The organism is Pseudomonas sp. rhizo25, from assembly GCF_031931935.1.
Classification (GTDB): Bacteria; Pseudomonadota; Gammaproteobacteria; order Pseudomonadales; family Pseudomonadaceae; genus Aquipseudomonas; species Aquipseudomonas synxantha.
Genome location: NZ_JAUJXA010000005.1, coordinates 33,861 through 59,895, shown reverse-complemented (window position 1 = coordinate 59,895; position 26,035 = coordinate 33,861). Strand labels below are relative to the sequence as shown.

The window sequence follows — 26,035 nt, the reverse complement described above, 5'->3', positions numbered from 1 at the left end:
GTTCGGATACTCCGCATTCAGTTGATAAACATAATCAGAAGGCCTGCCGTGCCCTGTTGATTACTTCTTCTTTTTCGGGGCGATGACCATGATCAGCTGGCGTCCTTCCATCTTAGGATGCTGTTCGACCGAACCGTACTCGAGCAGGTCAGCTTCAACCCGCTTGAGGAGTTCCATCCCCAGCTCCTGGTGGGCCATCTCACGGCCGCGGAATCGCAAGGATACCTTGGCCCTGTCCCCATCACTCAGGAAACGTACCAGGTTGCGCAGTTTTACCTGGTAATCCCCTTCCTCCGTCCCTGGACGAAACTTGATTTCTTTAACCTGGATCTGCTTCTGGTTTTTCTTGGCTGCGGCAATCTGCTTCTTCTTCTCGAAGATCGATTTGCCGTAGTCCATCAGCTTGCAGACAGGCGGTACAGCATCGGCGGAAATTTCCACCAAATCGAGCTTGGCTTCTTCAGCCTTAAGAAGCGCGTCTTCAATTGACACAATCCCAAGCTGCTCACCCTCAGCCCCAATTAACCGAACCTCGCGTGCCGAGATATTCTCGTTGATCGGGGCTTTCGGTGCAGCTCGTTTATCTTGTCTCATTTCACGCTTAATAGTAATTACTCCGAATCTGGGCGACCACGCCGGGAAACCGCTTGCGCGAGGAACTCAGCGAACTGGGCGACGGGCATCGAGCCCAGGTCAGCACCTTCACGAGTACGCACAGCGACAGTCTGCATCTCGACTTCCCGATCTCCGATAACCAAAAGATAGGGAACCTTGAGCAAAGTATGCTCGCGGATTTTAAAGCCGATCTTTTCATTTCTCAAGTCGGACTTGGCACGAAATCCGCTTTCATTGAGAGTTTTTTCAACTTCAGCGGCAAAATCTGCCTGTTTATCAGTGATATTCATGATCACTGCCTGGGTCGGAGCCAGCCACGCAGGGAACGCGCCCTCGTAGTGCTCGATCAGGATGCCGACGAACCGCTCGAACGAGCCGAGGATCGCCCGGTGCAGCATAACCGGGTGCTTACGGCTGTTGTCTTCGGAGACGTATTCGGCTCCCAGACGGATCGGCAGGTTAAAATCGAGCTGCAGGGTACCACACTGCCAGACGCGGCCAAGGCAATCTTTCAGCGAGAACTCGATCTTCGGACCGTAGAACGCGCCCTCGCCCGGTTGCAGGTCGTACGCAAGCCCCGCACTGTCCAGCGCTGCGGCCAGTGCCGCTTCGGCGCGGTCCCACAGCTCGTCGGAACCGACGCGTTTTTCCGGACGAGTGGACAGTTTCATCTCGACTTCGGTAAAGCCGAAATCGCGGTAGACGTCCATGGTCAGCTTGATGAACGCGGCGGATTCGGCCTGCATCTGCTCTTCGGTGCAGAAGATGTGGGCATCGTCCTGGGTGAAGCCACGCACGCGCATGATGCCGTGCAGTGCACCCGATGGCTCGTTACGGTGGCAGGCACCGAACTCGGCCAGGCGCATCGGCAACTCGCGGTAGCTCTTCAGGCCCTGGTTGAACACCTGCACGTGGCATGGGCAGTTCATTGGCTTGATGGCGTAGTCGCGGTTTTCCGACTGGGTGGTGAACATGTTGTCGGCGTAGTTGGCCCAGTGCCCGGATTTCTCCCACAGGCTGCGATCAACGACCTGCGGGGTCTTGATCTCCAGGTAACCGTTTTCGCGCTGAACCTTGCGCATGTACTGCTCGAGCACCTGGTACAGGGTCCAGCCGTTCGGGTGCCAGAACACCATGCCTGGCGCTTCTTCCTGGAGGTGGAACAGGTTCAGGCGCTTGCCGATCTTGCGATGGTCGCGCTTTTCAGCTTCTTCGATGCGCTGGATATAGGCGGCCAGCTGCTTCTTGTCAGCCCAGGCCGTGCCGTAGATCCGTTGCAGCTGTTCGTTCTTCGCATCGCCGCGCCAGTAGGCACCGGACAACTTGGTCAGCTTGAACGATTTCAGGAAGCGCGTATTCGGTACGTGCGGGCCGCGGCACATGTCGACGTATTCTTCGTGGTAGTACAGGCCCATGGCCTGCTCGTCCGGCATGTCTTCGACCAGGCGCAGCTTGTAGTCCTCGCCACGCGCGGTGAACACGTCGATCACTTCGGCACGCGGGGTGACCTTCTTGATGACGTCATAGTCTTTTTCGATCAGCGCGTGCATGCGCTGCTCAATGGCCGCCAGGTCGTCCGGGGTGAAGGGACGCTCGTAGGCGATATCGTAATAGAAGCCTTCTTCGATAACCGGGCCAATCACCATCTTGGCGGTCGGATACAGCTGCTTCACCGCATGACCAATCAGGTGTGCACAAGAGTGGCGAATGATCTCCAGCCCCTCTTGGTCCTTGGGCGTGATGATTTGCAGGCTGGCGTCGCTGGTGATCAGGTCGCTGGCGTCAACCAGCTTGCCGTCGACCTTACCGGCCACGGTGGCCTTAGCCAGGCCGGCACCAATGGATGCGGCGACCTCGGCGACGGAAACCGCATGATCGAATGAACGTTGACTGCCATCGGGAAGAGTAATAGTTGGCATGGCGCCTCCTCTCCTAGTGGTGACCCCTACCAAAGGTCACGTGGGTTGGGATGAGCCAGTACAAGATCCAACACCAGGCCGTTCAATGAAGAACGCCTGCCTTACAGCGGCAGGAGCCTTTCGGCCAACCGATAATCGAACCAGAGTGACTGGAGTGAACAAAATGGACCTGGCAAGGCGGCAAATGGCGCGCCGGGAAATAGCCAGGCGAGGATGCTAGCACAGATGAACGGTCGTCGCGCCGGCGAAGCTTTGTGTAAACAGCATTTCAAGGCTTTATAGCTGCAAAAGTGAACTTGAGCTGTACGCCGGGCCTCAAACCCACTGAGAATCGCCGTTCGTCCTCGACCCAAAGGAGCATCCCATGATGCGTTTCACCTCTACCCTCGCTGTCGCCGCTACCCTGAGCCTCCTTTCCCTCGGTGCACAGGCCGCAGCCCCGTCCAACTGGCCAGCTGGTGCCCGTGACAGCTTCGTGAGCGACTGCAGTGCCGCCGCCAGTCAGAACGTAGACGTCAAGACTGCCAAAGCCCACTGCGAATGTGGCGCCGACAAGATCAATGCCGAATTGAGCTCTGCCGAGATCAAGGAACTCATGACCAACCAGAACGCCAGCCCGGAGCTTAAAAACAAAGCAGTCGCGGCTATTTCGTCCTGCAAAGTCGTGAAGAAAAAGTAAGATTGACCACTGATCAGACGGCCATTTCACTGAAAAAACGGCCTCAAAACTGCTATTTCGCACAAAATATGCAGGTTTTACGGCTTTTTTTAACAGCTGATATTTCACCGCAAAGCCCCGTAGATCGGGGCTTTCAGCCGGCCCAGGGATCAAACGCAACGCGATTGATTAGCAAACAATGCCTTGGGGGGGCTCCCAAGTCGAACATTTCGACTATGATAGCCCAGTGTGCCCAGTTGGCCTGAGCAGCACAGCACTACTGAAAATATATGTTTCTTGGAGATACACCATGTCTAATCGCCAAACCGGCACCGTTAAATGGTTCAACGATGAAAAAGGCTTCGGCTTCATCACTCCTCAAGGTGGCGGTGACGACCTGTTCGTACACTTCAAAGCTATCGAAAGCGACGGTTTCAAAAGCCTGAAAGAAGGCCAGACCGTTTCCTTCGTGGCTGAGAAAGGCCAAAAGGGTATGCAAGCTGCACAGGTTCGCGGCGAGTAATTCCCCGCTGAGCTAAAAAAACCCCGTCCATGTGACGGGGTTTTTTATGGGCGATGCAAAAGCCGCAGGGCAATCAGCCGCAATTGACCCGAGTGATCACCAGGTTGTTATCGGTGTTCAGGTTCAAGCGGTCGGAGCGATACTCCAGCGTGATCATATCGTTGGGCTTGAGAATGCGTGCATTCTGCGCACCGGCACGCGTACGGGCCTGCTCCAGCAACTGGGGCGAGGCTTTCTGGCCGATTGCAAACTCGGCGGCCTTCGACTCACAGCGGCTATGACCGGCATCGGTCGCGGCGGCGTCTTTGCCTGGCTCAGAGGCACCCGGGGTGCTGCAACCCGCCAACGCGAGTGCTGCCAACAAAGTACCGAATGATGCGAGCTTCCAAGGCATGAAGCCTCCTATGATAAAAAATGGACAGAGATCGTGCGACAGCAGTCAAAGCGATTGGTTTCAGAACGTTAACCGCCTGCGCGCAAGTCTGCCTCACTCACAGCAGGCAAGCGCCCTGTCAATCGTGACTAGATATGAACGCACCTAGTAGATATCAATGTAGTCAGAAGAAGGTGTAGGCCAATTCTGCTTCAACGCGTTAAAAATCTGCATGACCCAGACTTCGTCGCTTGCCGCGACGATGCCGACATACCCGGAGCCCTTTGCCCAGGTCTCCAGGCGAAAGAGCAGGCCGTCGATGTTAACGCCTCCCACGGTCCCCGAAGAAATGTAGGCAATACCCTCCTTGGTAACACGCAGCTGGGTATGTTCATCGTCACTGGCGCTGGCAAGCAGTTCGCGCACGGCCGCCTGGGTCAGGTCCTCAGGGTTGTTCAAATTGATCTGCACGCGTTGTTTCCCGGCTATTGGACAGGCTGGCAGTGTCGCACACCCCCTCCTTCATGCCTAAGTAGCAGTGCCAAATGCCGCGTAAAATGCTTAACTGCGCCGGCTGGAACCGCATTCCAGCGCATTGCCCAGTACTTTCAGCCCGTGAGACGTCCATGACCACCGTAACGATCCAAGCCGACATCAAAGCCAAATGGCCCCAAGGGCAAAGCTCCTACAGCCCCGCAAGCCCGGAAGAAATGGCGATCATTGGTATCGACCTGCTGGTCAAGGAGCTGGGCACCCAAGCCGCACAAGCCTTCATCGGCCAGGTATTCGAGAAATACCCGGCCGACCATATGGGTGCACAAGCGCACAAATAAGAACCGGCCAGCGGACGCTGACCGGTAAACGCCTTACTTCAGACGCGCCAGACGCTCGGTCAGCAGATCGAAGAAGCCCTGGGCGTCGCCGTTCTCCACCCAGAACACATTTTTCTCCTGCTTGAGTCCGTCATACCAATCGACGATGGTCTGGCCGAAAGTCGGACCTTCGCGGCTGTCTACGACCATATTGGCCTGACGACCACTGAACAGCGAAGGCTTGAGCAGGTAGGCAACCACGGTCGCATCGTGGACCGGGCCGCCCGGAATGCCGTAGTGCTCCATGTCACCTTTGACGTACTCATTCAGAATGCTGCTGACGACCTTGCTCGCGTTGTTGTTCAGGTCGGCGATCTTTTTCAGGCGCGCATCGCTGGTGAGGACTTTATGGGTCACGTCCAACGGCAGGTAAGTCAACTTCACACCACTTTTCAGCACGATCTCAGCCGCGACTGGATCGGCGAACAGGTTGAACTCGGCCACCGGCGTGATATTGCCGCCGTTGAAGTGCGCACCACCCATCACTACCACTTCTTTGATGCCTTGTGTGATTTCCGGCGCCTGGGTCAGCGCCAGCGCCAGGTTGGTCTGCGGACCGAGCATGGCGATGGTAATGCTGTGCGGCTTGGCGCTGCCCAGGGTCTTGATCAGGTAGTCAACGGCATTGCCTTCGGCCAGGCCTTTTTTCGGCTCGTGCACGGTGACGCCGGAAATGCCTTCCTTGCCATGGATGTTCTCGGCATAGATCGGCTTGCGCAACAGCGGCGCGGGTGCACCGGCATACACCGGGATGTCCTCGCGCCCTGCCCACTCGCGCGCCAGGCGTGCATTGCGGGAGGTCTTGTCCAGGCGCACGTTACCGGCGACGGTGGTCAGCGCACGAATGCTCAACTCCTCTGGCGAAGCCATGGCAAACAACAGCGCCACCACATCATCGGCGCCCGGATCAGTGTCGATGATCAGGTCGATTTTTTCCGCCGCCTGGGCGCTTGCTGCTGTGAGGGCGGACAAAAGCAGGACACTCCGGAACAGGTTTTTCAGGGTAGGTAGACCACGTTGCATAAAGCACTCCTTGTCATAGGGGGGACGCTAGAACGTTACGCCGGACACCAGCGCGATATTGCAGTAAGGCTGGCATTCGCCGGTGCGCACAACCGCGCGGGCGTTGCGACTCAGTTGCTTGAACTGATCATGGCTGAGCAGGCGTCGCTCACCCAACGCAGCCTGCTCTGTGAGTGTATTGAGTTCGGTCAGCGCCGGCGGTTGCTTAAGCAGGATTTCTTCGGCCAGCACGTGGCTTTCTACCTGCATTTCGCTCAGCACAATGCGTAATGTGCTGATGAAATCCGGAATGCCCTGGGTCAGCGCCAGGTCGATCAGCTCCACACCGGGAGGTACCGGCAGGCCTGCATCGCCGATGACCAGGATGTCACCATGGCCCAGGGACGCGATCACGCGTGACAGGGCGATATTGAGCAAAGGTGTCTTTTTCATGAGGGCACAAAACCTTGGACGTCGTGCAGCGTAGGAATGGAAGGCTGAGCGCCGTTACGGGTGACCGACAGCGCTGCCGCGACCTGGCCAAAACGAATGGCCTCGGACTCGCTCTTGCCGGCAGCCAGCGCAGCGGCGAAGCCACCGACGAAGGTGTCGCCGGCGGCCGTGGTGTCCACCGCCTTGACCCTCGGCGCGACCAGATGCTCGAAGCTTTTACCATCCGCGAACAGCGCACCCTGGGCGCCCAGGGTGATGATGACTTTACCCGCCCCCGCCTTGATCAGCGCCGTCGCGGCGACCTTGGCGCTGTCGAGCGAGTCCACCGCCACACCGCTCAGGGCGCTGGCCTCACTTTCATTGGGGATCAGGTAGTCGATCGAGGCATACCACTGCGCGGGCAGGGGTCCGCTTGCCGGGGCCGGATTGAGGATGACCGTCTTGCCCAACTCACGACCGCGCTTGAGCGTATAGCCAACGGTGTCCATCGGCACTTCAAGCTGGCAGATGATCACCTCTGCTGCCTGCAGCACAGCGTCGCAGGCTTTCAGAGACTCGGGCGTCAGCTCACCATTGCTACCCGCCACAATGACAATTGCGTTCTGGCTGCTGTCATCCACCACGATCAACGCCACACCACTGGAACCTTCTACGGTGCTCACCGCTTGGCAATCGATGCCTTCCGCCACCAACGCCTCGCGCAATTGACTGCCGTAGGCGTCAGTACCGATGCAACCAATCATCGCAACATCGGCCCCCAGGCGCGCCGACGCGACGGCCTGGTTGGCGCCCTTGCCTCCGGGAACGGTGGAAAAACTCTGGCCGACCAGGGTTTCACCGGCACGCGGCAAGCGACTGGCGCGGGTCACCAGGTCCATGTTCAAGCTGCCTACTACCACTACTTTTGCTGGCATACATCAGTACTCATCAATTCGGTTCAGCGGTATTGGGCGAACACACCGGCCAGTGGCGCCGTTGACTCACGCAAAACAATACTCGGCGTCACGATACGTTGATCGATCGGCAGTTGGGGTGTTGCTATTCGTTGCAGTAACAACTCGGCCGCCGTCTCACCCAGTTGCAGGATCGACTGCCCGACCGTGGTCAGCGCCGGGTAGACGTAGCGACCCATCTGGATGTCGTCGAAGCCGATCACCGACAACTCGCCTGGCACGCGGATATTACGTTCAGCGGCGGCGCGCAGCACGCCAAAACCGATCATGTCGTTGCTGGCGAAGATCGCACTGGGCGGGTTCTCCGATAGCAACTGCACCGCCGCGGCGTAACCTCCGGTGCTGGTAAAATCGCTTTCCAGGATGCGATTGGCCAGCACCTCGACGCCGGCCTCACGCAATGCACGCTGGTAGCCCGCAAGCCGCATCTGCGCCACGCGGGTATGCCCCGGGCCGCCGATACAGGCAATGTCCCGATGCCCCAACTCCAGCAAGTGCCGTGTCGCGAGGTAAGCGCCCTCTTCGTGATCAATGCGCACCAGATCGACATCGATGCCATCCAGCGCCCGGTCGACAATTACCATGGGCGTGCGCACCGCACTCAAGCCGGCGGCAAGGCCACTGTCATCACCACCTACCGACGTCACGATCAAGCCGTCGACGCGCTTTTCCAGCAGTACGCGCAAGTAACTGCGCTGCTTTTCAGCGTCGTCATCGGAGTTGCAGAGGATCACGCAGTAACCATTACGCTCGCAGTAATCCTCGATGCCGCGGGCCAGCTCCGCAAAATACGGGTTGAGGCTGTTGGGCACCAGCAAGCCGATGGTGGCCGTGGTCTTGGCCTTGAGCGAACGTGCTACGGCGCTGGGCACGTAGTCCAATTGCTTGATCGCCGCCTCCACCTTAATGCGTACCGGCTCGCTGACCGGGCGCGTCTTGTTCACCACATGGGACACCGTGGTGTAGGAAATGCCTGCAAGCGCTGCCACATCCTTGATCGTTGCCATGGTTCAGCCCCGCCGACTGGCGCGCTGGCTGCGGTAAGTATCGAGGACGACGGCGATCACGATCACTGCACCGGTAATGATGCGTTTCGTGGGTTCCGTTGCGCCGATCTGCGCCAGGCCGGCAGCCAGGACCGAAATGATCAACACCCCGAAGAACGTACTGATGACCGAACCGCGCCCGCCCATCAGGCTGGTGCCGCCAATCACCACGGCGGCGATCACTTGCAGTTCCAGGCCCGAACCGGCATTCGGGTCCGCCGCTTCCAGACGCGAAATCTGGAACAGCGCCGCCACACCGGCCAGCAGGCCCATCAGGCTGAACACCAGGATCTTGTAGGGCTTGGGATTGATACCAGCCAGGCGCACCGCCTCTTCGTTGGTGCCGATACCGATCAGGTAACGCCCGAATACAGTACGGGTCAGCACCAACTGGGCCGCAATGATCACCAGCAGCGCGATGATGAACGAAGGGGAAATACCGAAGGCAATCGGGTTGGACAGCCAGGCAAACGAGTCACCGATATAGGCGGTGCGCGAGCCGGTCATCTGGTAGGCCACGCCGCGAGCCATCTCCAGTACACCCAGGGACACGATGAATGACGGAATGCGCCAGGCCACGGTGATAGAGCCGGTGATAGTACCGGCCAATGCGGCGCAGCCCATGCCCAGCAACGCGGCGGGCAGCACGCTCCAGCCCCAGCCAAGAATCGCCACGCTGACCGCCGACGCCGCCAATGCCAGCACGGAACCTACCGACAGGTCGATGCCGCCGATGATCAGGATGAAGGTCATGCCTACCGCCAGCACCATCAGGTCCGGAATCTGGTTGGCCAGGGTGCTGAAGGTGTCATAGGACAGGAAGTGGTCGCTGAGCACAGAGAACAGCGCAATCATCGCCAGCAAAGCACCCGCCAGGCCCAGGTAAGTACCCAGGCCATAGAAGTTGCCGCCAGTCTTACCGGGGGAAATGCTTGTTTTCATGGGGTATTCCTAGGCGCTGCTTCATTGAGCAGCGCATCACGTTTCTGATAGCCGGCAAAGGCGGCGGCGAGCAATTCGTCCTGGGTCCAGCTGTCACGCTCGAAAGTCTGGATCAGGCGCCCGGCGGACAACACACCGATGCGGTCACAGATCAGCATCAGTTCGCGCAGGTCACTGGACACCACCACCAGCGCCTTGCCCTGGCGCGTCAGTTCGCCGAGCAAGGCATAAATGTCGAACTTGGCGCCGACGTCGATACCTCGGGTCGGCTCATCGAACAGCATCACCGAACAGTCGCGCTCCAGCCAACGGCCGATCACCACCTTCTGTTGGTTGCCCCCCGACAGCTCGGAGACCAATTGCGCCGGGCTGGAACTGCGGATCCGCATGGCGGCGATCTGGCGCTTGGCCAAGGCAGTTTCATCGCGGCTATTGACCAGGCCGCCACCGGAGATTTCCGGCATGTTACCCAGGGCGATATTGGCGCTGATGGACTGGGTCAGCAGCAGGCCTTCGCCTTTGCGGTCTTCGGTGATCAGGGCAATGCCGTGACCGACCGCGTCCACCGGCGAGCGGATACTCACCACCTTGGCCGGCGAGCCCAGGGCCACGGTGCCGCTGTCGGCCAGGTCGGCGCCGAAGATCAGGCGGAGCAATTCGGTGCGACCGGCGCCGATCAAGCCGGAGATGCCATAGATCTCGCCAGCTCGCACTGCAAATGAGACGTCGCGAACCTTGTCCGAGCGGCTCAGGCCGGTCACGGTCAAGGCCGGGGCACCGATCGTACGTGGACCCAGGTCGATGTGTTCGCCTAACTCGCGACCGACCATCAAGGTCACCAGCTGCTCGCTGTTGTAATTGGCCATCGGCTCGACGCAGACCAGCTTGCCGTCGCGCAATACCGCAATGCGCTGGGCGACACGGGCCAGCTCTTCCAGCCGGTGCGAAATATAAATGATCGCCACGCCCCGGGCCTGCAGGCGGGTGATTTGCTCAAACAGCATTTCGACTTCACGGGCGGTGAGCATGGCCGTGGGTTCGTCGAGGATCAGCACATGACAGTCGCCAATCAGGTTACGGGCAATCTCGACCATTTGCTGATGACCAATGCCCAGGCTGCCAACCAGCGTATCCGGGTCGATCGCGTCCAGGCCGACCTGGGCCATGGCTTCGATCGCAGCCTTGCGCAGTTGTTTGCGGCTGATCCAGCCACAGCTGCTCGGCAGGTTGTCCAGAAATAGGTTTTCAGCCACCGTCAGCGTCGGCAGCAGGTTGAGTTCCTGCATGACCATGCGTACGCCCAAGGCTTCGGCCTGGGTGCGGCTGGCGGGGCAGTAATCCTGACCGTTGAACTGCATGTGCCCGGTAGTTGGTGTGACCAGGCCGCCGATGATCTTCGACAAGGTACTTTTGCCTGCGCCGTTCTCACCGGTCAGCGCCAGCACTTCCCCGCGATTGAGCGTCAGGGTGATGTCGGACAGAACCGGCTGGGCATAGGTCTTACCGATACCGCTGACCGAGAGGACAGCGTTCGGGGCGGAAGATGACATAGGAAAATCTCCAGGCGCCCGCTCAGGACGAGCGAGCGCTGTTGGGTACCGCCAGGATTACTTCTTGAGGACGAGTTCGACCGGGGTTTCGATCACGCCATCTTTGGCATCGACCTTTTCACCCTTGACCAGCTTCAGCGCGTTCTGGATACCGAACACCGCTTGCTGGGCTGCGGCCTGGTCGGCAGTCGCGAGCACACGCCCGTCCTGCAGCATCGGCTTGATGGCTTCAATGTTGTCGTAGCCTACGACCAGCACCTTGCCAGCCTTGCCAGCGGCACGTACGGCAGAAACAGCGCCCAGGGCCATGTTGTCGTTACCGGCCAACAGGGCCTTGAGGTCGGGGTGTTCGCTCAGCATCGCCGACGCAACTTTCTGGCCCTGGTCGATTTCCCAATTACCGGATTGGGTGGAAACGATCTTCATGCCTGCGGCGTCCATTGCATCCTTGTAGCCTGCGGTACGCTGCTGGGCGTTGGTAGTGGTCGGTACGCCTTCGATGATGCCAACCTTGTCACCCGCAGAAAGTTGCTTGGCCAGGTAGTCGCCCACCAGCTTGGAGCCTTTGCGGTTGTCCGGGCCTACGAAAGGAATATCGAGGTTTTTGCTTTTGAGTACGTCAGGGTCAAGGCGGTTGTCGATGTTGACGACCTTGATGCCAGCGTCAGAGGCTTTTTTCAGTACGTTGGCCAGCGCTTTGGAATCGGCGGGCGCGATCACAATGGCGTTGACCTTGGAATTGATCATTTCATTGACGATGGCAATCTGTGCGCTGGTGTCGGTTTCGTTCTTGATACCGTTGGTAATCATGTCGAAATCGGCGGCGTGATCTTTCTGATAAGCCTTTGCACCCTCTTGCATCGTGACGAAGAATTCATTGGCAAGGGATTTCATCACCAGGCCGACTTTGGGTTTGGCGGCGGCGTCTTCAGCAAATGCAGAGGAGAGAGGTAAAGCGGCGGATGCGGCAGCAAGCACAGCGACAGCAAGAAGACGTCCAGCAAATGGCAGCTTCATGGGTTCACTCCGATCTTATGATTATTGTGAGCAACGCTTGCGCCGAAGACCCTTCGGTAGCCTCCCACCTGGGTGGCCGATACGAGTTGTCACGGTACTCGAGGAGAGTGCTGTGAAACATCTCGCAAACGTTTGCGTTGAACAAACTATGAGAACCTTGTCGGGATTTGTCAACGGTAGAAAACAAGCCTTTCATCCAGCTCTCCAGCACTGGCTACTTCACCGAAGCCACTGATACGTTTAAGCAAAGCCCTTTACCGAATAACCCCTGAAACGACAGATGATGCTTGCCGAAGCCGTACGAGTCGCCAAGATAATCCATACAGCTTTCGGACAACCGAACACCACAGCCCTGCATCGTTCGGAAAGCCGGACGAAGCGTCGCACCAGCAATCTTAAATTCCGACAAAATTTGTTCTAAATCAATACGTTAAATTAAAACAGCAGGCACCATCAGTCTGGTACGAATCCTGCTCTTTCCCAGCACCCTGCGGCGCTCAGAACCGCCCGGGTGTTCTAGATGAACCTGCTACAGCACTCATCAAAAACCAGAGAGAAAAATAATGACATCTGCACTGAAGAACTTTGTCCCGGGCGCCCTCGCGCTCCTGCTGCTGTTCCCCCTTGCCGCCCAGGCAAAAGAAGTTGAAACCAAGACTAAATTGTCCAACGTGGTCATCCTGGCCACAGGCGGCACCATCGCCGGCGCCGGCGCCAGTGCCGCCAATAGCGCTACCTACCAGGCCGCCAAGGTCGGCATCGAACAACTGATTGCCGGCGTTCCTGAGCTTGGCCAGATCGCCAATGTGCGCGGCGAGCAGGTGATGCAAATTGCCTCGGAAAGCATCAACAACGAAAACCTGCTGCAACTGGGCCGTCGCGTCGCCGAACTGGCCGACAGCAAGGACGTGGATGGTATCGTGATCACCCACGGCACCGACACCCTTGAAGAAACCGCCTACTTCCTGAACCTGGTGGAGAAAACCGACAAGCCTATCGTGGTGGTCGGCTCCATGCGCCCAGGCACCGCCATGTCGGCGGACGGCATGCTCAACCTGTACAACGCGGTTGCCGTCGCCGGCAGCAAGGATGCACGGGGCAAAGGCGTACTGGTCACCATGAACGACGAGATCCAATCGGGTCGCGACGTGAGCAAGATGATCAACATCAAGACAGAGGCATTCAAGAGCCCATGGGGTCCGCTGGGTATGGTTGTTGAAGGCAAATCCTACTGGTTCCGCCTGCCGGCCAAGCGTCACACCATGGATTCCGAATTCGATATCAAGACCATCAAGAGCCTGCCCGATGTCGAAATTGCCTACGGTTATGGCAACGTGAGCGACACCGCCGTCAAGGCACTGGCCCAGGCTGGCGCCAAGGCCATCATCCATGCCGGTACCGGCAATGGCTCGGTATCGGCCAAGGTGGTCCCTGCCCTGCAGGAACTGCGCAAGCAAGGCGTGCAGATCATTCGCTCTTCCCACGTGAATGCCGGCGGTTTCGTCCTGCGCAACGCTGAACAACCAGACGACAAATATGACTGGGTTGCTGCCCATGACCTGAACCCGCAGAAAGCCCGGATCCTGGCAATGGTCGCCCTGACCAAGACCCAGGACAGCAAGGAACTGCAACGGATGTTCTGGGAATACTGATTCCTGATGATCTACCTGTAGGAGCGAGTTTGCTCCTACAGCCCTCCTCCCTCCGCACTTCAACAAACTCCCTTAATCGCTGTCAGACCAACTTCTTGAAATTTAAGCAGTTGCGAAATCGCCTACATTTAAATACTGTATGTGCGTACAGCCTATTAAGGAATGCTCCGTGGCAAAGCCCTCGTCCGCAGTACCCGCATCGCCTGACGCCTACCAGCGCCTGGCCATTCGCGTGCAAAAAATCATCAATTCGACCAACGCCCAGAAAGCCAAGGCAGCCTTGATCTTCCGTTTACCCGATGAGCCGGAGGACGAGTGGCAGCGTCTTCTGGAAGAAATTGCTGAAAACGACAATGTCACCCTGGCCTATCGGGATGACGGCGGCGTGCAGATTTTCTGGGTTGTGCCGAAGGAAGATTGATTGAATGAGTGCCCGCTTTATTGCCCTGTGCTGTCTGTTTTTTACCATCACCGCCCACGCCCAAGCCCCTCGAACCTTCAGCGAAGCCAAGAAAATTGCCTGGAAGCTTTACGCCCCGCAATCCACCGAGTTCTACTGCGGGTGTAAGTACACGGGTAATCGTGTGGACCTGAAAGCCTGTGGCTACATCCCACGCAAAAACGCCAACCGCGCTGCGCGCATCGAGTGGGAACACATCGTGCCTGCCTGGCAAATCGGGCATCAGCGCCAATGTTGGCAAAGTGGCGGGCGAAAAAACTGCACGCGCCACGACGAGGTGTTCAAACGCGCCGAGGCTGACCTGCACAACCTGGTGCCGAGCATCGGCGAAGTGAATGGCGACCGTAACAACTTCAGCTTTGGCTGGCTGCCGATACAAAGCGGGCAGTACGGCTCATGCCTGACCCAGGTGGATTTCAAGGCCAAGAAGGTCATGCCGCGCCCGTCCATTCGTGGAATGATCGCACGCACGTATTTTTATATGAGCAAGCAGTACGGTCTGCGGCTGTCGAAGCAGGACCGGCAACTGTATGAAGCCTGGAACAAGACCTATCCGGTGCAGACCTGGGAGCGCCAGCGCAACCAGACCGTGGCTTGTGTGATGGGACGCGGCAACGAGTTTGTCGGCCCGGTGAACCTTAAGGCCTGCGGCTGAATGTGGGCGGGGCTGCCGCCCACTCAGGCCCTTACTGCGCGACCTTGTGTTCGATGATCTCCGACACCGTATCGGTTTTCTTGGCCCTCGCCATCTTTTCGTTAAGCAACGCCTGCCTGGCTTCTGCCTCCGCTTTGGTGGCGAACGGGCCCAGCCGCACTTCATCCTTGCCATCGACCTTCACGATGTAAAAACTGAAACCATGCTCCAGCAACCAGGCGGTCAGGTCAGTGATCGCCTGCAGCTTGTGGTCCGGCGGGCCGACCCATAGATCCCATTCTTGAGCGGCAATCGCACCGGTTTGTGGCAGGCTTTCGGTCACGGCAGGCTTGGCCTTGGGGGCATCGACCGATTTACCTTCACCGCATCCGGCCAACGCCAACACCACAATTGCCATCGCTACTTTACGCACTGCCCTGCTCCTTTGAGGATCAAAGAGGCGACTTTACCATTCACTGTCTATTCTGGCCGTCATAAACGTTGGCTTAAACAATGCGAATGATGTATCGCGACCTGTATGATGCCGCCATGGGAATTAATGTCGCCTCTATGCGTCCTAAAAGAGGCAGTCACAGGGAAGCGCTTCGCAGTAAGCTACACACATCCGACACCTGCCCTGTCTGAAACATGTGTCCTTAAAAGTAATCAAGGAGAAGTCCATGCTTATACTCACCCGCAAAGTCGGTGAAAGCATAAACATCGGTGATGACATTACGATCACCATCCTGGGCGTTAGCGGCCAGCAAGTACGAATCGGCATCAACGCTCCCAAGGACGTTGCCGTGCATCGCGAGGAAATTTACCAGCGCATCCAGGCGGGCCTGACTGCGCCCGACAAAAACCAGACACCTTGAAACGCCTCAGTAGCCAGCCTTTTCGTTCACTGTAACGGCTGGCGAAAACCCGATCGGCCTGCTCGCGCTTTCCTGCGTGACCAGCGCGCCCTTTGCATACCTCTTCGCCGCAAAATGAAACTGTCAGCGTTCCTGGAACTTGTCGAACTATTCGCAGCCCAATTTGTGACGCTTTTTCCTGCCATCCGAGTGCATTCAGGAGCACGTCGATGAGGCCAGCCGCGACGCCCCCACCTGTTACCCGATCCTGGATGATTGCCCTGCTGATCGGCTTGGTTTTCCTCGCGCTCGGGTATGGGCTGAAAGTGGAAGCTGAACGGGCCTTTCCCGATGACCACGGCTGGCTGGACTTGACACTTTTGCTGTTTGGCTACTTGCTGGTGTTCTGCCTCAAACCCATGCAAAAGGTTATTTTGCGCAAGTTGTGTCAACGCGCAGCTCAACGCGCACACCAGCAAACCCTGCGCTGAACACCGCGGCCTGCTATCGGATCGCCGGTATTTACAGTTGAGCAACAAGACCTATGCTTGGGCATGCACGGTCAGTCAAAGGTGCAGAATCAGATGGACACGCTCAGCAAATCCCAAATCGAAAAAGCCTTGGCAGATCGCCTGCCCAGCTACACGGTTGAGTGCACCCTGCATGCCGACGGTACCTTGTCAGCCGTTCTCAGCGGCCCCGAAACCGATCATTTTGCGATTACCGGAATCGTGCGGGCGCATCATCGCGGCACTGATGCCATCAACCGGCTCGCCACAGAGATACTCAGGGAAATGGTGCTGTCGCGTCAGGGAATGAAAAGCAGCCGGTTGCTAGCAGTTGCCTGCACAGAAGGCCGAGCCCGGTGAAGGCTCGGCCTTTCTGTGCATTAAGGTGTCAACGGATGAACGCAAAGCAAGCCATCATCGTCGCGTAGCGCCCGCAACTTGCTGTACCCCTCGATACAAGCATGCTCAGTCACCATCGGCGTCAGGTGCGCAGAGGTCACGACCATGATATCCGCCCCCGCCGCCTCCCCCGCCCGAATGCCCACCGTGGCGTCCTCGAATACCAGGCAGTCTTGCACCGGCACGCCCAGGCGCTGGGCACCCAGCACATAACAGGCCGGATCTGGCTTGCCGCTCGCCACATCTTCGGCCGTCACGAATACTTCCGGCACCGGAATGCCTGCCGCTTGCAGTCGGCGCATCGCCAACGCCTTTGGAGCAGAGGTGACCAGCGCCCATTGATCGATGGGCAAGCCCTTCAAAAACTCTACAGCGCCAGGAATCGCAACAACCCCTTCCACGTCATTCAACTCAGCTTCGGTGATCCACCGGGCTTCCACCTCGGGATCGACACCCGGCAACGCTTGACGCTTGATCGTATCAATCGCGCGGGCGCCATGAATAGTGCCCAGGAACGCCTCCACGTCCAGGCCATGACGTTTCGCCCAGATGCTCCATACCCGCTCGGCCGCAGCGATGGAGTTAAGCAGCGTCCCGTCCATGTCGAACAGGAAGGCGCGATAGCGCCGGGTAAACACAGTTGGATTCGGGATGGACACTACGCGCTTCCTCATGAGCTGGACCCCTGCAATCTACGGATCACCTTCACGCTTGTAAACGCTGAGCCCCCTCAAACCGCCCACGTATCGGTCTCACGTCAAGAATGACGAACTTGTCATGATCCTGTTGGTTGGCTGTTGGGATCGCCTGGTTACCGTGAGCTCACTGCCACTGCGGCAGCCAATCCGTAACGAGAGATACCACCATGAAACTGTTTACCCTCGCTTTTGCCGCCCTGCTCACCACCGGCTCGGCGTTTGCTGCCGACACGGTCCCTGCCTCCAACGTCATTCATGACAAGACCGGCTTCTTCGTGCACCTGGATGTCGCCAAGGTAGTGTCGAGTACCGACACCTACGGCCAGTGCGGGGTCGTACCGGCACAATTGCGTTACCTGGATCACCAAGGACGCGAACACGTGCTGGATTATCAGGTCCAGGGCATCGGTTGCGCCAGTGACAATTGATCGGGCTACACTGGCGCCACTTATTGAAGCAGGGGCATCTGCCATGAACATCCTCGTAGTCGAAGACGAACCCAAGGCCGGCAATTACCTGCTCAACGGCCTGCAGGAGCTGGGCCACTCTGTAAGCCTGGCCCGCGATGGCGTGGATGGTTTGCACCAGGCCCTGGAGACGCCCTTCGACGTGATTGTGCTGGACGTGATGATGCCGAAGATGGACGGCTGGGAAGTGCTGCGCCGCCTGCGTAAAGAAGCCGATACGCCGGTGCTGTTCCTCACCGCCCGGGATGATATTGCCGACCGCATCAAAGGCCTGGAACTGGGTGCCGACGACTACCTGATCAAGCCCTTCTCCTTCGCCGAGCTGGTCGCACGCCTGCGTACCCTCAACCGCCGCGGCCCCAGCCGCGAGGAAGAACAGCTGCACATCGCCGACCTGCACATTGACGTGCTCAAGCGTCGTGTCACCCGTGCCGGCACGCGCATTACCCTGACCAATAAGGAATTCGCCCTGCTGCACCTGTTCGCCACGCACCAGGACCAGGTGCTGTCCCGCTCGTTGATCGCCTCGCGGGTCTGGGACATGAACTTCGACAGCGACACCAACGTAGTGGATGTGGCCGTCAGACGCCTGCGCCTGAAAATCGACGACCCGTTCCAACTCAAGCTGATCCACAGCGTGCGGGGCATTGGCTACCGCTTCGATACCCAGCCATGAACCATCATCGCCACTATTCCCTGACCCTGCGCCTGGCACTGATCTTCGCCTTGCTCGCCTTCGCCTTGCTGGCAACCCTCGGCGTGACATTGTACCGCGAGCTGGAGCGTGAACTGATCAAGCGTGACGACGCCGCGCTGATCTCGCGCGCCAACCAACTGCGCACCCTGCTTAATGACGGCAACACCCTGGAGCTGATCAAGTCCAAACCGCAGCTGTTCCAGAACATGCTGGGCAACAGTGAGTCGGTATTGAGCATCGCTGCACCCGGGCAGCAAGCGTTATTGCTGGTGAACCCTGGCAACATCCAGATTCCCCCGGTGTCGCCCGTGACGAAAGACCATGCGCTCGGACTTGCCGATGTGCAGCATTTCCTCGATGTGAACGGCGTGCCGTTCGCCACCGTAGCGGCGTCCATCGATACCGGTGACCTGGGCAGCCTGCAAGTCACCGTCGGGCGCCTGATGGCCGAACGCACGAGCATGCTCGCGCGTTATCGCTTGAACGTCTTCATCCTGGCCAGCATCGCAGCGGTGATCCTCGCCTTGGTCGGTTATGTGCTGGTACACCGTGGGTTGCTGCCGTTGCGGCGCCTGGCTAGCCATGCACAGGGCATCGGCGTCAGTAACCTGGCCGAACGTCTCGAGAGCCACGGCGCTCCCAAAGAACTGCTGCCGATGATTGATTCCTTCAACACCATGCTTGAACGGCTGGCCAAAGGATTTATCCAGCTGGGCCAGGTCTCCACCGATATGGCCCACGAGCTGCGTACCCCCATCAACAACTTGCTCGGTGAAACCCAGGTCGCCCTGCAACAGAGCCGCAGCATGGAGAGTTACCAACAACTGCTGGCCTCTAACGTCGAAGAGCTCGAACGCCTGGCGCGGATGCTCGATAACATGTTGTTCCTGGCCCATACCGACCCTGCCAGCGCCTTGCGCCAACGCCAGGAGCTGGACGCAGCGGATGAGGTGGAACGCATCGCAGATTATTTCGAGGGGTTGGCCGGTGATGTGGGCATGCACATCGTTGGCTTGGGCGAAGGCGTGATCTGGGCTGAACCGATGCTACTGCGCCGGGCCCTGGCAAATCTGTGTGCCAATGCCATCAAATATGGCGCGCCGAACACCGAGCTTAATATTCAGGCAATTCCGACGACCGAAGGGATCCGCCTTAGGGTCAGCAACTACGGCCAAACCATTGCCGCCGAGCATTTGCCCAGGTTGTTCGAACGCTTTTACCGGGTGGATGAATCCCGCGGGTGTTCGTCCCAGTCCAACGGGTTGGGACTGTCGATTGTGGCGACCATCATGCAGTTGCATAACGGCCGCTATGGGGTTACCAGTGAGGGCGGCGTGACGTGCTTTGAATTGTTTTTTCCAAAGCGCAACGCGTGACAGCTCGCCCACTCAATCCAAGGCCCCGTTCAGCACCTCGTAGATGATACCGGTGGCAATGGCCACCAAGATCAAGTCGGTTCCCGCTTGCTGCCATTCATAACCATCGTAATGGGGCAAGCGTCCCAACAGGCGGCCGTCGAGCTTCTTGGCTATACCGGGTGGCAGCGGCTTGCCACGCGCCAGATTCTTCTGGATACCTGGTGGCAATGCAGGCCCCGGGCTCCAGTAATCGCGATAGCCGCCCAACACATTAAGTACGCTCCCTCGGTCAACGCTTGGGCCATGACCACCCGACGCGCCCTTGCCTCCGGGTTTGTCATAGCCCTGTCCTACCGGGTTATTGCCTTTGTTATTGCCCTGCCCCTTCCCTCCCGGGTTATTAGCCTTGTTATTACCCTGACCCTGTCCCCCCTGGTTATTACCTTGGCCCTTGCCATTACCGGGATCAGCCAGGGCAAGACCGCTACCCGCAAACAGCGCGAGGGACAACGCGACAGACACGAACTTCGGGCACTTGATCATGATGGTTTTCCAAGGTGGATACGCTTGTGAACTATAGCCGAAGTTGCCCCACCTATATGCGCAGCCTAGCCGTCAACTCACCTGCCCACCTGTTTCCACCACATCGGCCTGGATGAGCCAAGCCGTAGAGACCGCCAGCCGCAAGCCTTCAACCAGGGAAGGCTGGCCCGCTGGCGGCAAGCTCGGCACATGGACAAACCCACTGCGCACCCCGGTGCCGGCCAGCCGATGCTGCAAAAGATAAAACACTTGGTTGCACACGAAGGTCCCCGCCGTTTGCGAAACCGCTGCGGCAACACCCGCCTCGCGCAGCGCCTTGACCATGGCCTTGATCGGCAACGTCGAGAAGTACGCAGCCGGGCCATCGACCACCACCGCCGTATCAATCGGTTGTTGCCCGAGGTTGTCAGGGATACGCGCGTCGTTGATATTGATCGCCACCCGCTCGATGGACATCTCACTGCGCCCAGGTGCCAGGCCGGTAGCAATCACCATCGCCGGGCTCAACTCGTTTATCAGTTGTGCCAGGTACGTGCCTGCGGTGGCAAATGCGCACGGCAAGCAACGCGCGACAATTTGCACACCCTCGGCCACTTGCACGCCATCGAGCTGTCGCGCCGCCTCCCAGGAGGGGTTCACCAAGTCGTTATCAAAGGGCTCGAAGCCCGTCAGCAGCACCGTTTGCATTTGAGCCTCACATCAACAGATAAAGCAGCACGATATTGACCACCAGCATCATCAGCGCCGTGGGTATCTGGGCCTTGATCACCGCGTTTTTATCAGGCAGCTCCAATAAGGCTGCCGGTACGATGTTGAAGTTGGCCGCCATCGGCGTCATCAGCGTACCGCAGTAGCCGGAAAACATGCCGATCGCCGCCATCACCGCGGGGTTGCCGCCATAAATCCCCACCAGTACCGGCACGCCGACGCCCCCTGTCATTACCGGGAACGCCGCGAAGCCATTACCCATGATCACGGTAAACAAGGCCATGCCCAGCACATACACCATCACCGCCACCAACTTGTAATCCAGGTTGATATAAGTGGTGGTGACGTGGGCGACAGCGGTGCCCACCCCGGCTTCATTGAACAGCAAGCCGAGCATCGCCAGCATCTGCGGCAGCACCATCGCCCAGCCCAGGGCCTCGGTCAGGCGGCGCGATTCGCGCAAGGCTTGTACCGGCGTATCGCGGGTCAGCCAGCAGGCCAGGCCCAAGGCAATCAGGCAGCCGATGCCGAGGGACACAAAGGTGGTGTTCTTCGGGTCCAGCAGCGGTACACCGCCGATTTCAGTGTGCTTGAGCAATACCGAGCCAATCACCGTGGTCAGCGGGATCGCCAACGCCGGGATAAACAACTTGTGGCCCAGGCGCCCGGCACTGGCGCGGGACGCCTTGTCGTGCAATTCGGCGTGCTGGCCACGACCCACACCGCCCAGGCCTGCGATCAATGCCATCACCACCACACCGCCCCCGATCACCACCGAAGGCAGGCGCTCCCCCACCAGGAACGGTATGGCGAACAACAGCCAGAACAGCGCGCTGGACCAGCGCTTGGGATGGGAACGATCGAGCAGGATCATGCCCGCGGTGATCAGCAACAGCACACCGGCCAGCCAGTACAGGTATTGAATGGAAATGATCATTGCGCAGCCTCCACCGGGGCGGTGGCCGGGCTCATCTCTCGGGTCAGGCGTCGATCAAAACGATGCAGGCGGATAGCGTGAATGATGAAGGCACAGATCGCCGTGGGAATGCCCCATACCGCAATGTGCAACGGCTCCACATCAATGCCCGAGCCCAACAGGAAGGTATGCATCAACGCAATGGCACCGAAGGCGACAAAAATATCTTCTCCAAAAAACAGCCCAACGTTGTCGGTGGCCGCGCACATGGCCAATACCTTGTGGCGCAGCTTGTCCGGCAGCTTGCCGTAGCGTTTTTCCGCCGCGCCTTCGGCCATCGGCGCCAACAACGGGCGCACCATTTGCGGATGCCCACCCAGACTGGTAAGCCCCATGGCGGCAGTGGATTCACGCACAAACAGATACATGATCAGCAAACGCCCAACCGTGGCGCGCTCGAAGCGGGCGATCCAGTTCTGCGCATGCAGGCGCAGGCCATGGCGCTCCAACAGGCCGATCACCGCCAGCGGCAGTAATAGAATCAATTGCAGGGCACGGGTCTGGAGGAAGCCATCGCCCATGGTGGCGAGAATTTTTTCCAGCGGGAACTGGGCGGCGAACCCAGTGGCGATGGCGGCCGCAGTGACCACCAACAGCGGATTGAAGCGCAATACAAAGCCGACCACGATGACAAGTACGCCGATCAACGGCCATAAGCTCACAACTGTTTGCATGGCGGAGAGGTCCTTTAGTGCGCGCTGCGGCGCCATTACAGCAGGATGTGGGCAAAGGGCTCACAGCTTGAAAGTGGCGTGCAGTCGGCTCGGTTTTTTATTGTTGACCCGGAAGGTCGAGCGTCTGTGGCGGCAACTTTGCTGCCTGGGGACGGGGGGTGTCCAACAAGAAAAATTGTTGCTGCAAACCAATAATTTTTGTGGGGGATGGCACCGCGCAATCGGGCGCCATGGGAAGGTTCAACCCAGGCTTATAGGGAAAAGGTCGCGTAGATGATCCGACGAGGCACTCACCATCGGTTCAGCCGTATGAATTCCCAAACAGGATCTATACTCCATGATGCAGCTGTGTGTACCTGCAGTTCGTTCACGGTGTTATGCCGACAATGAGGGCTCGCGCTATGTATGCCGGACAAATGAGTAACAGGGCAACAACGATTGGCGAGATACGCTGCCAGATGGTCGCCCAGATAATTTGCCTGCTGTCGGTGGCTACGCTGTTCTGCTGACCCACCCTTCGAACCTGAAAGAACGCCGCGAGGCGTCTGAGGGTGCCCATTGCCCAAATTTCAGGCAACAAAAAAGGGCCCACCTTTCGGTGAGCCCTTCTAGACCGCCCAGCAGAGCGGATTTTGTTTGGTAGGCGCGATTGGACTCGAACCAACGACCCCCACCATGTCAAGGTGGTGCTCTAACCAACTGAGCTACGTGCCTGCTGTGAGGCGGCATTCTACGGAATTCCGGAGGGGTGTCAACATCTTTTTTGCAGCTAAGCCTATGAATATGCGAATTTTTTATTTGCGCCGGGCACGCCTGTGATTTTCCGGTGGCTGGCAGGCAATTTTCAACTCAGGTAGGATCGCCGCACTCGTAAAAAATATAAAACAGAGGTTCCAGGATGGCGAACACCCCCTACCCCCAGTCGTATTACGCCGCTTCCGCCAACGCAGTTCCACCTCGCCCGACACTGCAAGGTGAAGTCGAAACCGATGTGTGCGTGATTGGTGCCGGCTATACCGGGCTTTCGAGCGCGCTGTTCCTGCTGGAGAACGGCTTTCGCGTGACAGTCCTGGAAGCAGCCAAGGTCGGCTTTGGTGCCTCAGGCCGTAATGGTGGGCAGATCGTCAACAGCTACAGCCGCGATATCGATGTGATCGAGCGCAGTGTCGGCCCTAAGCAAGCGCAACTGCTCGGGCAGATGGCTTTTGAAGGCGGCAGGATCATTCGCGAGCGCGTAGCCAAGTACCAGATCCAGTGCGACTTGAAGGACGGCGGTGTGTTCGCCGCACTCAACAGTAAGCACATGGGACACCTGGAGTCGCAGAAGCGCCTGTGGGAGCGCTACGGCCATACGCAACTGGAGTTGCTGGACGAACGCCGCATCCGCGAGGTTGTGGCCTGTGACAACTATGTCGGCGGCTTGCTGGATATGAGCGGCGGGCACATCCACCCGCTCAACCTGGCGCTCGGCGAAGCCGCAGCCGTTGAGTCCCTGGGCGGTACGATCTATGAGCAATCGGCTGCGGTGCGCATCGAGCGCGGTGCCAACCCCGTGGTGCACACCGCCGAAGGCAGGGTCAGGGCCAAATTCATCATCGTCGCAGGCAACGCTTACCTGGGGAACCTGGTGCCGGAGCTGGCGGCCAAATCGATGCCGTGTGGCACGCAGGTGATCACCACCGCACCACTGGGCGACGAATTGGCCAAGACCTTGTTGCCGCAGGATTACTGCGTCGAGGACTGCAACTACCTGCTCGACTACTACCGCCTCACCAGCGACAAGCGCCTGATCTTCGGCGGCGGCGTGGTGTATGGCGCTAGGGACCCGGCCAATATCGAAGCAATCATCCGACCGAAAATGCTCAAGGCGTTCCCGCAGTTGAAGGATGTGAAGATCGATTACGCCTGGACCGGCAACTTCCTGCTGACGCTGTCGCGACTGCCGCAGGTCGGCCGCCTTGGCGACAACATCTATTATTCACAAGGCTGCAGCGGCCATGGCGTGACGTACACGCACCTGGCAGGCAAGGTGCTGGCAGAAGCGCTAAGAGGTCAGGCAGAGCGTTTTGATGCGTTTGCCGACCTGCCGCACTACCCGTTCCCAGGTGGGCAGCTGTTGCGCACGCCATTTGCGGCGCTGGGGGCTTGGTATTACGGACTGCGTGATAAGTTCGGAATGTAGACACACATCCAGTGTGAGAGCGACTTGCTCGCTCCCACACTGGCTGAGCGCTTTCTACGCTGGCGTCAATGCGCCCTGTGTTCGACGGACGGCGCCTGGGCTTGCAGCTTCTGCACATCGCTGACGGCCAGCTCAGCCGATTGGCCGCCCCAGCCCTGACGCAGGTAGTTGAGCAGATCGGTGAGCTGTTGCGCACTGAGCTTTCCGGCGAACCCCGGCATCGGTTGCATGTGCTCGAACCCGGAAAACTTCTGCTCGCCAATACCGTCCTCAATCACCCGCAGCAGGTTGCGCGGGTCTTCCAGACGCAGCGTGGTGTTGCCACGCATGGCCACCGCGATGTGGGGTTTGCCTTCACCACCCGCGGCATGGCAACCCGCGCAGACGTTCAGGTATTCCTGACGACCGCGCTGAGCGCTCGGGCTGAGTTTATCCATCGGTACTTCGACCAGCGCTTTGGCTGCCGGCGGTTTATCGCCCAGCAGGAACGTCGCCATCGCTGCCAGATCCAGATCGCTCAAGCCCTGGGTGCTGTTATGGAACACCGGGAACATCTCGTTGAACATCGTGCCTTGGGCACTCATGCCGTGCTTGAGGAATGTGGCCAGGTCCTGCTCATTCCAGCCGCGAGCCGCCAGGTCAGTGGCGAGCAGGCTCGGCGCCAGATAACCATTGAGAATGCCGCCGGTCAGGCGCTTGTCCAATTGCATCGCACCCGGCAGGCCGCGAGGTGTGTGGCATTCGCCGCAATGGCCGAGTACCTCGACCATGTACTGGCCGCGTTTCCAGGCGTCGCTCTTGCCTTCGGCTGGCTCCAGTTCCAGGGCTTTGCCGTACAGCAGGTTCCAGCCGATCAGGCCCAGGCGTACGTTGAATGGAAAGCTCAGGCGGGTCTCTGGCGCTGCGCGTTCTATGGGCTCGATAGTTTTCAGGTACGCATGAATCGCGTCCGATTCTTCACGGGGCATCAGGTGGTACGAGGTGTATGGCATCGCCGGATACAAATGCGCACCGTCGCGACGCTTGCCTTCGGTCAGCGCCGCAAAGAACTCCTCATCGCTGTACAAACCGATGCCGTGCGCTTTGCTAGGTGTGATATTGGTGCCATAGATCGTGCCGAACGGCGAGACGATCGGCAGGCCACCCGCATACGGCGCGCCGCCCGGTGCCGTGTGGCACGCCATGCAGTCAGCTGCGCGGGCGAGGTATTCACCGCGCTTGACCTGATCATCGGCATGGGCAAACAACACCGGCGCAGCCAGGCCGACCGCCAGGGTCAGGCGGGTCAGAAATAGCTTCAT

At 58.8% G+C, this 26,035-nt stretch carries 31 protein-coding genes and 1 tRNA gene; 13 read left to right on the top strand and 19 right to left on the bottom strand.

Going from position 1 to position 26,035, the window contains the following annotated elements; genetic code table 11:
- Positions 1-60: 60 nt before the first annotated feature.
- Together infC and thrS are read right to left on the bottom strand one after the other, a co-directional pair.
- Positions 61-612, bottom strand: coding sequence for a translation initiation factor IF-3 (gene infC / locus QZR30_RS12630; protein WP_169960276.1), 552 nt, complete (start codon positions 610-612; stop codon positions 61-63).
- Positions 612-2,534 carry a threonine--tRNA ligase gene (gene thrS / locus QZR30_RS12625; RefSeq protein ID WP_046068907.1) on the bottom strand — a complete coding sequence of 641 codons (1,923 nt, stop codon included), beginning with the start codon at positions 2,532-2,534 and terminating at the stop codon, positions 612-614. Before thrS ends, infC begins: the two co-directional genes overlap by 1 nt.
- Before the next feature lie 364 nt (positions 2,535-2,898).
- Between thrS and QZR30_RS12620 the strand changes: the two genes are divergently transcribed.
- Together QZR30_RS12620 and QZR30_RS12615 are read left to right on the top strand one after the other, a co-directional pair.
- Positions 2,899-3,213, top strand: coding sequence for a hypothetical protein (locus tag QZR30_RS12620; RefSeq protein WP_080889086.1), 315 nt, complete (start codon positions 2,899-2,901; stop codon positions 3,211-3,213).
- Positions 3,214-3,502: 289 nt separating this feature from the next.
- Positions 3,503-3,715 (top strand): cold-shock protein, encoded by a 213-nt coding sequence (locus tag QZR30_RS12615; protein WP_003234260.1) that lies wholly within the window; start codon positions 3,503-3,505, stop codon positions 3,713-3,715.
- 73 nt (positions 3,716-3,788) lie between these two features.
- Here the strand turns inward: QZR30_RS12615 and QZR30_RS12610 are convergent, their stop codons facing one another.
- Together QZR30_RS12610 and QZR30_RS12605 are read right to left on the bottom strand one after the other, a co-directional pair.
- A complete protein-coding gene (locus tag QZR30_RS12610; RefSeq protein WP_056846707.1) occupies positions 3,789-4,109 on the bottom strand; it encodes an I78 family peptidase inhibitor in 321 nt (106 codons plus the stop codon).
- A 144-nt stretch (positions 4,110-4,253) separates the two neighbouring features.
- Positions 4,254-4,559 carry a hypothetical protein gene (locus QZR30_RS12605; RefSeq protein ID WP_056846708.1) on the bottom strand — a complete coding sequence of 102 codons (306 nt, stop codon included), beginning with the start codon at positions 4,557-4,559 and terminating at the stop codon, positions 4,254-4,256.
- A gap of 155 nt (positions 4,560-4,714) precedes the next feature.
- Here QZR30_RS12605 and QZR30_RS12600 point away from each other — a divergent pair, with 155 nt between their 5' ends.
- The gene (locus QZR30_RS12600; RefSeq protein ID WP_057024666.1) at positions 4,715-4,921 is read left to right on the top strand and encodes a hypothetical protein; all 207 of its coding nucleotides are present in this window, start codon (positions 4,715-4,717) and stop codon (positions 4,919-4,921) included.
- A gap of 33 nt (positions 4,922-4,954) precedes the next feature.
- Here the strand turns inward: QZR30_RS12600 and QZR30_RS12595 are convergent, their stop codons facing one another.
- The 7 genes from QZR30_RS12595 to QZR30_RS12565 are packed head-to-tail and all read right to left on the bottom strand — an operon-like array spanning position 4,955 to position 11,923.
- Positions 4,955-5,983, bottom strand: coding sequence for a nucleoside hydrolase (locus tag QZR30_RS12595; RefSeq protein WP_043049572.1), 1,029 nt, complete (start codon positions 5,981-5,983; stop codon positions 4,955-4,957).
- A gap of 27 nt (positions 5,984-6,010) precedes the next feature.
- Complete coding sequence (rbsD, locus tag QZR30_RS12590; protein ID WP_046068911.1) at positions 6,011-6,415, bottom strand: D-ribose pyranase; 405 nt, start codon at positions 6,413-6,415, stop codon at positions 6,011-6,013.
- Entirely contained in the window at positions 6,412-7,329 is a 918-nt protein-coding gene (gene rbsK / locus QZR30_RS12585; protein ID WP_046068912.1) for a ribokinase, read from the bottom strand. Before rbsK ends, rbsD begins: the two co-directional genes overlap by 4 nt.
- Before the next feature lie 23 nt (positions 7,330-7,352).
- On the bottom strand, positions 7,353-8,375 hold the full coding sequence (locus QZR30_RS12580; RefSeq protein WP_046068913.1) for a LacI family DNA-binding transcriptional regulator: 1,023 nt from the start codon (positions 8,373-8,375) through the stop codon (positions 7,353-7,355).
- Between the two features lie 3 nt (positions 8,376-8,378).
- Positions 8,379-9,356, bottom strand: a complete 978-nt coding sequence (locus QZR30_RS12575; RefSeq protein ID WP_003192502.1) for an ABC transporter permease — start codon at positions 9,354-9,356, stop codon at positions 8,379-8,381.
- On the bottom strand, positions 9,353-10,906 hold the full coding sequence (locus QZR30_RS12570; RefSeq protein ID WP_046068914.1) for a sugar ABC transporter ATP-binding protein: 1,554 nt from the start codon (positions 10,904-10,906) through the stop codon (positions 9,353-9,355). The genes QZR30_RS12575 and QZR30_RS12570 overlap by 4 nt, the downstream gene beginning before the upstream one ends.
- A 57-nt stretch (positions 10,907-10,963) precedes the next feature.
- On the bottom strand, positions 10,964-11,923 hold the full coding sequence (locus tag QZR30_RS12565) for a sugar ABC transporter substrate-binding protein (RefSeq protein WP_046068915.1): 960 nt from the start codon (positions 11,921-11,923) through the stop codon (positions 10,964-10,966).
- A 563-nt stretch (positions 11,924-12,486) separates the two neighbouring features.
- On the opposite strand from QZR30_RS12565, the gene QZR30_RS12560 reads away from it, so the two are divergent.
- The 3 genes from QZR30_RS12560 (at position 12,487) to QZR30_RS12550 (ending at position 14,690) form a co-directional block, all read left to right on the top strand.
- Complete coding sequence (locus QZR30_RS12560) at positions 12,487-13,575, top strand: asparaginase (RefSeq protein ID WP_046068916.1); 1,089 nt, start codon at positions 12,487-12,489, stop codon at positions 13,573-13,575.
- Positions 13,576-13,744: 169 nt separating this feature from the next.
- Positions 13,745-13,996: a DUF1654 domain-containing protein gene (locus QZR30_RS12555; protein ID WP_231989017.1), complete on the top strand. Its 252-nt coding sequence runs from the start codon at positions 13,745-13,747 to the stop codon at positions 13,994-13,996.
- A 4-nt stretch (positions 13,997-14,000) separates the two neighbouring features.
- Entirely contained in the window at positions 14,001-14,690 is a 690-nt protein-coding gene (locus tag QZR30_RS12550) for an endonuclease (RefSeq protein WP_046068918.1), read from the top strand.
- A gap of 31 nt (positions 14,691-14,721) precedes the next feature.
- Here the strand turns inward: QZR30_RS12550 and QZR30_RS12545 are convergent, their stop codons facing one another.
- Complete coding sequence (locus QZR30_RS12545; RefSeq protein WP_046068919.1) at positions 14,722-15,087, bottom strand: SPOR domain-containing protein; 366 nt, start codon at positions 15,085-15,087, stop codon at positions 14,722-14,724.
- Between the two features lie 262 nt (positions 15,088-15,349).
- Between QZR30_RS12545 and csrA the strand changes: the two genes are divergently transcribed.
- The 3 genes from csrA (at position 15,350) to QZR30_RS12530 (ending at position 16,392) form a co-directional block, all read left to right on the top strand.
- A complete protein-coding gene (gene csrA, locus QZR30_RS12540) occupies positions 15,350-15,544 on the top strand; it encodes a carbon storage regulator CsrA (protein ID WP_003192511.1) in 195 nt (64 codons plus the stop codon).
- A gap of 209 nt (positions 15,545-15,753) precedes the next feature.
- Positions 15,754-16,014 (top strand): hypothetical protein, encoded by a 261-nt coding sequence (locus tag QZR30_RS12535; protein WP_311903364.1) that lies wholly within the window; start codon positions 15,754-15,756, stop codon positions 16,012-16,014.
- 93 nt (positions 16,015-16,107) lie between these two features.
- A complete protein-coding gene (locus tag QZR30_RS12530; protein ID WP_046072516.1) occupies positions 16,108-16,392 on the top strand; it encodes a hypothetical protein in 285 nt (94 codons plus the stop codon).
- 20 nt (positions 16,393-16,412) lie between these two features.
- On the opposite strand, the gene QZR30_RS12525 is transcribed toward QZR30_RS12530, so the two are convergent.
- Positions 16,413-17,105: an HAD family hydrolase gene (locus QZR30_RS12525; RefSeq protein ID WP_311903363.1), complete on the bottom strand. Its 693-nt coding sequence runs from the start codon at positions 17,103-17,105 to the stop codon at positions 16,413-16,415.
- Positions 17,106-17,296: 191 nt separating this feature from the next.
- On the opposite strand from QZR30_RS12525, the gene QZR30_RS12520 reads away from it, so the two are divergent.
- From QZR30_RS12520 to QZR30_RS12510, 3 genes are read left to right on the top strand one after another with little or no spacing between them, the layout of a single operon-like run.
- A complete protein-coding gene (locus tag QZR30_RS12520) occupies positions 17,297-17,557 on the top strand; it encodes a DUF2790 domain-containing protein (protein ID WP_046068922.1) in 261 nt (86 codons plus the stop codon).
- Between the two features lie 43 nt (positions 17,558-17,600).
- Positions 17,601-18,272, top strand: coding sequence for a heavy metal response regulator transcription factor (locus tag QZR30_RS12515; RefSeq protein WP_046068923.1), 672 nt, complete (start codon positions 17,601-17,603; stop codon positions 18,270-18,272).
- Positions 18,269-19,669 carry a heavy metal sensor histidine kinase gene (locus QZR30_RS12510; protein ID WP_311903362.1) on the top strand — a complete coding sequence of 467 codons (1,401 nt, stop codon included), beginning with the start codon at positions 18,269-18,271 and terminating at the stop codon, positions 19,667-19,669. The genes QZR30_RS12515 and QZR30_RS12510 overlap by 4 nt, the downstream gene beginning before the upstream one ends.
- A 12-nt stretch (positions 19,670-19,681) precedes the next feature.
- On the opposite strand, the gene QZR30_RS12505 is transcribed toward QZR30_RS12510, so the two are convergent.
- The 5 genes from QZR30_RS12505 to QZR30_RS12485 all read right to left on the bottom strand — a co-directional run bounded on the left by QZR30_RS12505 (position 19,682) and on the right by QZR30_RS12485 (position 23,266).
- Positions 19,682-20,194 carry an anti-virulence regulator CigR family protein gene (locus QZR30_RS12505; protein ID WP_046068925.1) on the bottom strand — a complete coding sequence of 171 codons (513 nt, stop codon included), beginning with the start codon at positions 20,192-20,194 and terminating at the stop codon, positions 19,682-19,684.
- A 72-nt stretch (positions 20,195-20,266) separates the two neighbouring features.
- A complete protein-coding gene (gene pcp / locus QZR30_RS12500; RefSeq protein ID WP_046068926.1) occupies positions 20,267-20,881 on the bottom strand; it encodes a pyroglutamyl-peptidase I in 615 nt (204 codons plus the stop codon).
- Between the two features lie 7 nt (positions 20,882-20,888).
- On the bottom strand, positions 20,889-21,839 hold the full coding sequence (locus tag QZR30_RS12495; protein ID WP_311903361.1) for a DUF979 domain-containing protein: 951 nt from the start codon (positions 21,837-21,839) through the stop codon (positions 20,889-20,891).
- Positions 21,836-22,552, bottom strand: coding sequence for a DUF969 domain-containing protein (locus QZR30_RS12490; protein ID WP_311903360.1), 717 nt, complete (start codon positions 22,550-22,552; stop codon positions 21,836-21,838). Before QZR30_RS12490 ends, QZR30_RS12495 begins: the two co-directional genes overlap by 4 nt.
- A 637-nt stretch (positions 22,553-23,189) precedes the next feature.
- A tRNA-Val gene (locus QZR30_RS12485) sits at positions 23,190-23,266 on the bottom strand.
- Positions 23,267-23,450: 184 nt separating this feature from the next.
- On the opposite strand from QZR30_RS12485, the gene QZR30_RS12480 reads away from it, so the two are divergent.
- Complete coding sequence (locus tag QZR30_RS12480) at positions 23,451-24,734, top strand: NAD(P)/FAD-dependent oxidoreductase (protein ID WP_043049551.1); 1,284 nt, start codon at positions 23,451-23,453, stop codon at positions 24,732-24,734.
- Between the two features lie 65 nt (positions 24,735-24,799).
- Here QZR30_RS12480 and QZR30_RS12475 read toward each other — a convergent pair whose 3' ends face one another.
- Positions 24,800-26,035 carry a c-type cytochrome gene (locus tag QZR30_RS12475; protein ID WP_311903359.1) on the bottom strand — a complete coding sequence of 412 codons (1,236 nt, stop codon included), beginning with the start codon at positions 26,033-26,035 and terminating at the stop codon, positions 24,800-24,802.

Coding starts and splice junctions, on each gene's coding strand:
- thrS (WP_046068907.1), bottom strand. CDS start 2,534: ATGCCAACTATTACTCTTCCCGATGGCAGTCAACGTTCATTCGATCAT.
- QZR30_RS12620 (WP_080889086.1), top strand. CDS start 2,899: ATGATGCGTTTCACCTCTACCCTCGCTGTCGCCGCTACCCTGAGCCTC.
- QZR30_RS12615 (WP_003234260.1), top strand. CDS start 3,503: ATGTCTAATCGCCAAACCGGCACCGTTAAATGGTTCAACGATGAAAAA.
- QZR30_RS12610 (WP_056846707.1), bottom strand. CDS start 4,109: ATGCCTTGGAAGCTCGCATCATTCGGTACTTTGTTGGCAGCACTCGCG.
- QZR30_RS12600 (WP_057024666.1), top strand. CDS start 4,715: ATGACCACCGTAACGATCCAAGCCGACATCAAAGCCAAATGGCCCCAA.
- QZR30_RS12595 (WP_043049572.1), bottom strand. CDS start 5,983: ATGCAACGTGGTCTACCTACCCTGAAAAACCTGTTCCGGAGTGTCCTG.
- rbsD (WP_046068911.1), bottom strand. CDS start 6,415: ATGAAAAAGACACCTTTGCTCAATATCGCCCTGTCACGCGTGATCGCG.
- rbsK (WP_046068912.1), bottom strand. CDS start 7,329: ATGCCAGCAAAAGTAGTGGTAGTAGGCAGCTTGAACATGGACCTGGTG.
- QZR30_RS12580 (WP_046068913.1), bottom strand. CDS start 8,375: ATGGCAACGATCAAGGATGTGGCAGCGCTTGCAGGCATTTCCTACACC.
- QZR30_RS12575 (WP_003192502.1), bottom strand. CDS start 9,356: ATGAAAACAAGCATTTCCCCCGGTAAGACTGGCGGCAACTTCTATGGC.
- QZR30_RS12570 (WP_046068914.1), bottom strand. CDS start 10,906: ATGTCATCTTCCGCCCCGAACGCTGTCCTCTCGGTCAGCGGTATCGGT.
- QZR30_RS12565 (WP_046068915.1), bottom strand. CDS start 11,923: ATGAAGCTGCCATTTGCTGGACGTCTTCTTGCTGTCGCTGTGCTTGCT.
- QZR30_RS12560 (WP_046068916.1), top strand. CDS start 12,487: ATGACATCTGCACTGAAGAACTTTGTCCCGGGCGCCCTCGCGCTCCTG.
- QZR30_RS12550 (WP_046068918.1), top strand. CDS start 14,001: ATGAGTGCCCGCTTTATTGCCCTGTGCTGTCTGTTTTTTACCATCACC.
- QZR30_RS12545 (WP_046068919.1), bottom strand. CDS start 15,087: ATGGCAATTGTGGTGTTGGCGTTGGCCGGATGCGGTGAAGGTAAATCG.
- csrA (WP_003192511.1), top strand. CDS start 15,350: ATGCTTATACTCACCCGCAAAGTCGGTGAAAGCATAAACATCGGTGAT.
- QZR30_RS12535 (WP_311903364.1), top strand. CDS start 15,754: ATGAGGCCAGCCGCGACGCCCCCACCTGTTACCCGATCCTGGATGATT.
- QZR30_RS12530 (WP_046072516.1), top strand. CDS start 16,108: ATGGACACGCTCAGCAAATCCCAAATCGAAAAAGCCTTGGCAGATCGC.
- QZR30_RS12525 (WP_311903363.1), bottom strand. CDS start 17,105: ATGAGGAAGCGCGTAGTGTCCATCCCGAATCCAACTGTGTTTACCCGG.
- QZR30_RS12520 (WP_046068922.1), top strand. CDS start 17,297: ATGAAACTGTTTACCCTCGCTTTTGCCGCCCTGCTCACCACCGGCTCG.
- QZR30_RS12515 (WP_046068923.1), top strand. CDS start 17,601: ATGAACATCCTCGTAGTCGAAGACGAACCCAAGGCCGGCAATTACCTG.
- QZR30_RS12510 (WP_311903362.1), top strand. CDS start 18,269: ATGAACCATCATCGCCACTATTCCCTGACCCTGCGCCTGGCACTGATC.
- QZR30_RS12505 (WP_046068925.1), bottom strand. CDS start 20,194: ATGATCAAGTGCCCGAAGTTCGTGTCTGTCGCGTTGTCCCTCGCGCTG.
- pcp (WP_046068926.1), bottom strand. CDS start 20,881: ATGCAAACGGTGCTGCTGACGGGCTTCGAGCCCTTTGATAACGACTTG.
- QZR30_RS12495 (WP_311903361.1), bottom strand. CDS start 21,839: ATGATCATTTCCATTCAATACCTGTACTGGCTGGCCGGTGTGCTGTTG.
- QZR30_RS12490 (WP_311903360.1), bottom strand. CDS start 22,552: ATGCAAACAGTTGTGAGCTTATGGCCGTTGATCGGCGTACTTGTCATC.
- QZR30_RS12480 (WP_043049551.1), top strand. CDS start 23,451: ATGGCGAACACCCCCTACCCCCAGTCGTATTACGCCGCTTCCGCCAAC.
- QZR30_RS12475 (WP_311903359.1), bottom strand. CDS start 26,035: ATGAAGCTATTTCTGACCCGCCTGACCCTGGCGGTCGGCCTGGCTGCG.